Annotated in this window: 7 protein-coding genes; 5 read left to right on the forward strand and 2 right to left on the reverse strand. The window is 33.2% G+C overall.

Annotation, left to right across the window (positions count from 1 at the left end; genetic code table 11):
- The 3 genes from AB8B90_RS00360 to AB8B90_RS00370 form a co-directional block, all read left to right on the forward strand.
- Window positions 1–1,398: peptidylprolyl isomerase (locus AB8B90_RS00360; protein WP_405332433.1), on the forward strand; the 1,398-nt coding region annotated here is incomplete at its 5' end.
- 3 nt (window positions 1,399–1,401) lie between these two features.
- On the forward strand, window positions 1,402–2,355 hold the full coding sequence (locus AB8B90_RS00365; protein ID WP_405332435.1) for an AAA family ATPase: 954 nt from the start codon (window positions 1,402–1,404) through the stop codon (window positions 2,353–2,355).
- A 181-nt stretch (window positions 2,356–2,536) separates the two neighbouring features.
- Window positions 2,537–3,526, forward strand: a complete 990-nt coding sequence (locus AB8B90_RS00370) for a MauE/DoxX family redox-associated membrane protein (protein ID WP_405332438.1) — start codon at window positions 2,537–2,539, stop codon at window positions 3,524–3,526.
- Here the strand turns inward: AB8B90_RS00370 and AB8B90_RS00375 are convergent.
- A complete protein-coding gene (locus AB8B90_RS00375) occupies window positions 3,523–4,113 on the reverse strand; it encodes an SCO family protein (protein ID WP_405332441.1) in 591 nt (196 codons plus the stop codon). The two genes, AB8B90_RS00370 and AB8B90_RS00375, sit on opposite strands and share 4 nt — an antisense overlap.
- Window positions 4,114–4,118: 5 nt before the next feature.
- Window positions 4,119–5,234 (reverse strand): hypothetical protein, encoded by a 1,116-nt coding sequence (locus tag AB8B90_RS00380; RefSeq protein ID WP_405332444.1) that lies wholly within the window; start codon window positions 5,232–5,234, stop codon window positions 4,119–4,121.
- Between the two features lie 66 nt (window positions 5,235–5,300).
- Between AB8B90_RS00380 and AB8B90_RS00385 the strand changes: the two genes are divergently transcribed.
- Both AB8B90_RS00385 and AB8B90_RS00390 read left to right on the forward strand, forming a co-directional pair.
- Entirely contained in the window at window positions 5,301–6,437 is a 1,137-nt protein-coding gene (locus AB8B90_RS00385; protein WP_405332446.1) for an acyltransferase family protein, read from the forward strand.
- Between the two features lie 201 nt (window positions 6,438–6,638).
- Window positions 6,639–7,460, forward strand: an 822-nt coding sequence (locus AB8B90_RS00390; protein WP_405332448.1) for an aconitase family protein, incomplete at its 3' end; no start/stop codon positions are given.

A 7,460-nucleotide genomic window follows, 5' to 3' on the forward strand; every position in this document is an offset into this window, starting at 1 on the left:
GTCTTAACATTCTGTGCGCAAATAGTTGTATCACAAGAAATCATTGAAGATGAAGTCGCAAAACCAAAAACAGAAACGGATACTACAAAAGCAGGAAGCCGTGTTAAAATTGATGGTGTTGTTGCAGTAATTGGTGATTACGTTGTTCTTGATTCAGATGTTGATAAGGAATTCATTCAACTTCAAGCACGTGGTGTTTCAACTGCTGATATTACGCGTTGTCAATTGTTTGGTAAGTTATTAGAAGATAAATTGTATGCGCATCATGCCATTCAAGATAGTATTCCAATTAATGAATTAGAAATTCGTTCAAGCATTGAACAACAAATATCTGCGTTTTTAGAAACAAAAGGTGGCACGATGGAAGAGTTGCTTTCTTTTTATAATAAAGACTCTGAGCAGAGTTTACGTGATGAAATGTTTGAGCTCAATAAAAATGCAAAGTTAGCAGCAGACATGCAACGTAAGATTGTATCTGAAATTGAAGTAACACCAGAAGAGGTTAGAGAATATTTTAATACGATTCCTGAAGATGAGCGTCCAGTTTTTGGAACAGAATTAAAAGTGGCTCAAATTGTTATTATTCCAGAAATAACTGAAGTTGAAAAGCAAAAAGTAATCGATAGGCTTAAAGAGTTTAAAGCAGATGTTATTGAAAATGGAGCGAGCTTTACAACAAAAGCAGTTTTTTATTCAGATGATATTCCATCACGTAAAGATGGTGGTAAATACACATTAAATAAAAAGCGTCCACGAATGGTAAAAGAGTTTAGAGATGTAGCCTTCTCTTTGCAAGAAGGAGAAATATCTGATCCTTTCGAAACGGATTTTGGGTATCATATCGTTCTGTTAGAAAAAATTAGAGGACAAGAATATGATATTAGACATATCTTGCTAAGACCTAAGATTACTGAAGAAGCCAAACAAGCTGCTAAAACTAAAATTAACGACATTAGAGAACGTATTGTAGCAGGAGATGTTACATTTGCTGAAGCTGCAAAAGAGTTTAGTGATGAAAAGGAAACAAAAAATGATGGTGGACAACTTATCAATCCTTACACACAAGATTTTAGTTTTGAACTGACTAAAATGGATCCAGAATTATATGGACAAATTCAAGATTTAGATGATGGTGAAGTGAGTCTAGTATTACAAGACCAGGATAGAGTTAATGATTTGAAATATAAAATCCTTACGGTTACAGATCGTATAGATGAGCATGAAGCTAATTTTGCGAAAGACTACTTGAAAATTAAAAATTTAGCAGTTCAAGACAAACAAATACTAGAAATTGCAAAATGGCAGGAAGAAAAAATTAATGATACTTACATTAAGATTAATGGAGATTACAGAGATTGTGAGTTCACTAGTAATTGGTTAAAAACAGAAAAAAATTAGAGTATGTCTGACGTTGCTGCAATTGAACAGTTTGTAAAAAAATATAATGCCCTTAAAACCGAAGTAGCTAAAGTTATTGTAGGTCAGGATGAGGTAGTGAATCAAATACTAATCTCAATTTTTTCTGGAGGACATTCCTTGCTTATTGGTGTGCCTGGTTTGGCAAAAACCTTAATGGTTAATACAATTGCACAAGCGCTTGGACTAGATTTTAAACGTATTCAGTTTACTCCAGATTTAATGCCTAGTGATATTTTAGGTAGTGAAATATTAGATGAAAACAGACATTTTAAGTTCATCAAAGGACCAATATTTGCTAATATCATATTGGCAGATGAAATCAATAGAACACCTCCAAAAACACAAGCTGCTTTATTAGAAGCCATGCAAGAGCGTGTGGTTACTGTTGCAGGTCATCAATATAAACTTAATTTGCCATACTTTGTTTTAGCCACTCAAAATCCAATTGAGCAAGAAGGAACTTATCCTTTACCTGAAGCACAATTAGACCGTTTTATGTTCGCTATTAATTTAGAGTATCCTTCATTTGAGGAAGAAGTTCAAGTAGTTAAAGCTACAACAACCGATGTGAAAGCTACGGTTAACGCTCTATTTACTGCCGAAGAAATTATTGGTTTTCAAAATGTAATTCGCCGTATTCCAGTTGCAGATAATGTGATAGAATATGCTGTAAAAATGGTAAGTAAAACAAGACCTAAGGCAGATTCTGCTTCAGACTTGGTAAAAGAGTTTATAGATTGGGGAGCAGGACCAAGAGCCTCTCAAAATTTAATTCTAGCATCTAAAACTCATGCAGCAATTAATGGTAAGTTTTCTCCAGATATCGAAAACGTTCAAGCAGTAGCTCAAGGTATTCTTCGTCATAGAATTATTAAAAACTATAAAGCCGAAGCAGAAGGCATTACTGATATGCAAATCATTAAAAGCTTATTTTAGAGCTTAAGCATTTCTATAAACATATCTTTTTTATTGATTTTTGTAGTATATTAATTTCCAAATTGGAATTTTAATCCATACAATCTTTGTGAATCTACATCGTCGACTTAAAAATCTTAAAACAAACAAGCTATTTTGGGTTAGATGCTTTGCCTTTTTCGCATTTTTGATACCAATGGCAATGTCTCCTGGGATTTGGTTTTCAGAACGCTTATTTCCTTTAATGTCTTTGTTTGATGGTATTCCAATTCCTAATTATACTGTAGATGTCCTCTTAATATCTATATTTCTTCTGAGCTTTTTTGGTTTTGTTTTTAAACCCAATTGGAAACTGAGTAGCATTGTAATTGGAATTTATGTCTTTTGGATTTTACTTGACCAAAATCGAATTCAACCGTTTTATTTTGAAATTATTTTTATGGTTTTGGCATTGACGCAGTTTTATAACAATCCGAAACGTGTAAAACAATGTGTGCTTTTAATTTTAATTGGGACTTACTTTTGGAGTGGCATGCACAAATGGAATCCTTTGTTTTTTGAAAAATGGGCTCATGGATTAAGTAAACGAATCCCATTTGTTCCAGAAGCGATACGAATGATGTTTACTTATGCTGTTCCTTTTTTAGAAGCCTCATTCGGACTGTTTTTAGTGTTTCCAAAGACTAGGAAGCTTGGAGTTTGGTCAATCGCTATCATGCACGCGATTATATTAGCGACGTTTATTAAATCGGGTTACGGTTATATTGTATTTCCAATGACCTTTTTTAATGTGTTCGTATTGTTTTATTTGTTTTACAAATCATCATGGTCGCCAAAAAATATATTTTTAATAAAGCATCCAAAATCTATGGCTTTGTTTTTTATTGCGATTCTGTTTCCGGTTTTAAATTTTATCGGTCTCTACGATCATATTTTGGCCTTTAGTTATTTCTCTGGAAAGCCTAAGTATTGTAAAATTCATTTTAATTCTTCTAAGGACATTGAAGCTTTGCCAGAGCATGTTAGGTTGCACGTAAAACATGACACTGAAGATTATTACATAGATCTTAATGAATGGTCTGGAAGCACTATTGGTGTAATCGTATATCCTGAAAAAAGAGTTTATAAAAAGGTGCAAACTTACCTTAACACTTATCTAAAAGCACCCAATACGACGATAGAGTACTATTAATCTAATAATTGGTTGATATCCATTTTTAAGCGTGTAAGGTCTTCTTCGATGAGTACATTGTAAAAACCTCGAATGTGTTGTGATTTATCTACCAAAGCCACAAAACTACTATGATAAAAGTCTGAACCATCTTCATTGGGTTTAAAGTTAGTCATGTATTGCTTTGCTTGAGCTTTTGTTTGTGCCTCTGAAGCTCGTAAAAACTGCCATTTTTTAAATGGAATTTCTGTAGCTTCCGCATAACTTTTCAATACTGAAACTGAATCATGTTTAGGATCAATGGTGTGTGAAACTAGTATTAGATTTTTGTTTTCTGAAAAGTCTTCAGCTACAGATATTAAAGCAGTTCGCATTGGTGGACAAATACTCGGACAGCGCGTAAAGAAAAAGTTAGCAATAATAATTTTACCTTCAAGGTCTTCCGAAGAAAAAGAATCACCTAATTGATTTGTAAAACCTTCATATGTGATCTTATAGACTGTTTTTTCACCTAAGTCATTAATAGTATAACTTAAAACTGGTAATTCATTTCGCTTTGAATTACAACTTAATAAAAGAATAAATAAAGTGCCTAATATAAGTCTCAATACTCTCAAGGTTTGTAGGCTTTTATTTTGTCATGCATGGCTTTATCGTATAGAAAGATAAACATACTTGCCATCATATCCTGATTTATTTTAGTTGTATTATTGGTTTGAAGTATCAATTCATAGTTATGATCAGGATAGAGCATTATACCTTCAATACTTGAAAAATAAGACACGTTTTTAAGTCCGATTTTATCCTTGTAATTTTCAGCTTTAGAAACAAATAATGTCGAATCTGCAGTTTTATCTCTCAACGCTAAAGTTTCAGCAAAAGGATGTAAATGTGTCGCAATTTGATGTATTGTCGTGCTGTCTTTTAGTTGGAGCTGATGTGTGATATCATAACTAAAAGTGTTTGTTCCAGGAAAAATAACCCAATGTCCAGATAAGGATTCGCCACTATCATTTTTATAAGAATGATTTTTGGTTTCAACAGGTAAGCACATATTCGGACTGTTATCTGTTGGTCCTTGAAACGGATTTTCAGCATCATAAGGAAGCATCACAAAAACAGTTTTGCTTCTCAAAGGTTTCATCAGTTGGCTGTGAGGTTTGAAACCTAAATTCACTTCATGTTTTATGGTAAATGGGTCTCCAACAATATTGTGATTTAAAGATTGAGTGGCTAATAATAAGTTTTCATTTGTGAATAAAGGAAACCCAAATCCTTCAGGAAATTTATAACTCTCAATACCATTGCTCATCGATGTTAATCGAGGATATTGTTCGCCAATTCTATCGTCTAATTGCCATCTTGAGTAGTGTTCTCCTTCGTATAAATCGATATTTGAATGACAGATATAATCGTTAGATAATTGATCTACCTCATTGGTGCTTAAAGCTCTAGTTTCAAAAGAAGTTAGCCAAACTAATTCATCTCTAGTGTTATCTAGTTGGAATGAACGAACCACTTTCGGACCTTCCATCGATTTATAAATATTATCAATCACTAACGTAGGAGTAACTAGTTTAATCAAAGTGTCGTTTGATTGAATATTCCAGCGTTCATCAACAATTCCTAAGCCATGGTAGAGCTTGGTTTTTATAATCGCTTTGTGTCTATTTGGAAGTTTTAAATAGTAGATGCCACCAACAATAGTTAATAAAACTATGAACAACATCGTATATTTTAGTATTTTGGACTTCATTTTAAATGTACTACCAAAACAAAACTAAGGCTTTTTTTGATGCGAATAGATTATGAAAAACGAATTTTTGGCTTAGACCTTATGAGAGCTATTGCCATACTCATGGTGATGTGTTCGCATATATTATGGATAGTTCCTGATATGAGAGGAATTACCAGAAAATTGTTTAGTGTATTTGGGATTTTAGGTGTTGATGTGTTTTTTGTACTGAGTGGTTTTTTAATCGGAAGGATTCTATACAAGATGTATACATCCAGAGATTTTAACTTCAAGGATATGACTTATTTTTGGGTGAGACGTTGGTTTAGAACCTTACCAAACTATTATCTGACCTTAGTAATAAATATTTTAGTAGCTATCTATATTGGAAATCAACTACCAGAACATCTTTGGCGATATGGTTTTTTTCTTCATAATTTTAGCACTGAACTGCCATGGTTTTATCCCGAATCTTGGAGTTTGTCGGTTGAAGAGTTTGCGTATATCTTAGGTCCACTGTTGCTTTACTTAGTCTTATTCTTTCGTAAGAATGCTTCTCGACCTCAACTGTTCTTACAAGTGACGCTTTTTATTTTGATCACATTCATTATTTCTAAATTGTTTTATAATCACAGTGAGGAGGTACGCCATATGAGGCATTGGACGCTTAATGTGAAATCGATAGTTATTTATAGAATTGATGCTATTTATTATGGTGTTTTAGCAGCTTATGTTTCTATTGTGAAGCCAAAATTTTGGAACAATACTAAATACCTAGCATGCGCTTTTGGAGTTCTAGCTTTAATTTCAATAAACTTTTTGATTCCTTTGAAGAGTTGGTACATCACTGAATATCCTCAATTTTGGAATGTTTGGTATTTTATTTTTAAGTCTTTAGCCATCGTTTGCACTTTGCCTTTATTAAGCAAATTAAAATCTGCGCCAAAATCAATTAGAATACCAATTACATACGTCAGTATTTTGTCTTATGCTATTTATGTATTCCATTATTCTATTATCATGCAATTGATGAAGTACTTTATTCCTTCGGAAACTATGGCTGGATTAGATTTGGTGATTTACATACTAGTTTATGTACTTATTGTCTTTGTGGTATCCTATCTCGTGTATCGCTTGTATGAAAAACCAATGACAGATTTAAGAGATTCTTCAAAAATTAAAGCCTATTTTAAATAACACATATTGTTAATTTATTATTTTATTACCTAAAAAATTAGTAATAATGTAATTATATGTCATGAAAACCATTATTTATTGATTTATATTCAGTATTTCGGACTTTTTGTTACGTATTTTTAAAATTTGACTAAAAATTTGTAATTTTGCAGTCCTTGAACTCAAGGACACAAACGAACATTCACCTTATAAATTATACATATGGCATTTGATATTGACATGATTAAAAAAGTTTATTCAAATATGGCTGAGCGCGTTGATGCTGCTCGTGATATTGTTGGTAAACCATTAACACTTTCAGAAAAGATTTTATACTCACACCTATGGGATGGAAAGCCTAACCAGGCATTTACTAGAGGTAAAGATTATGTAGATTTTGCTCCAGATAGAGTGGCTTGTCAAGATGCAACTGCACAAATGGCTTTATTGCAATTTATGCAAGCTGGTAAAGATAAGGTTGCTGTACCAACAACAGTTCATTGTGATCACTTGATTCAAGCTAAAAACGGAGCGACTTCAGATTTGCAACATGCGATTAATACGAGTAATGAAGTATTTAATTTCTTAGAATCTGTGTCTAACAAATACGGAATTGGATTCTGGAAACCAGGAGCAGGTATTATTCATCAAGTGGTTTTAGAAAATTATGCATTTCCAGGAGGAATGATGATTGGAACCGATTCACATACAGTAAATGCTGGTGGATTAGGAATGGTTGCTATTGGAGTTGGTGGAGCAGATGCTGTTGATGTGATGGCAGGAATGGCTTGGGAATTGAAATTCCCTAAATTGATTGGTGTTAGATTAACTGGTAAGTTATCTGGATGGACCGCTCCAAAAGATGTGATCCTAAGAGTGGCTGATATTCTTACTGTAAAAGGTGGAACAGGAGCAATCGTTGAATATTTTGGTCCTGGAGCAACAGGAATGTCTTGTACTGGAAAAGGAACCATTTGTAATATGGGAGCTGAAATTGGAGCAACCACATCTACATTTGGATATGACGAATCTATGGAGCGCTAC

Source organism: Psychroserpens sp. (assembly GCF_045105015.1).
In the GTDB taxonomy this organism is placed as follows: domain Bacteria; phylum Bacteroidota; class Bacteroidia; order Flavobacteriales; family Flavobacteriaceae; genus Psychroserpens.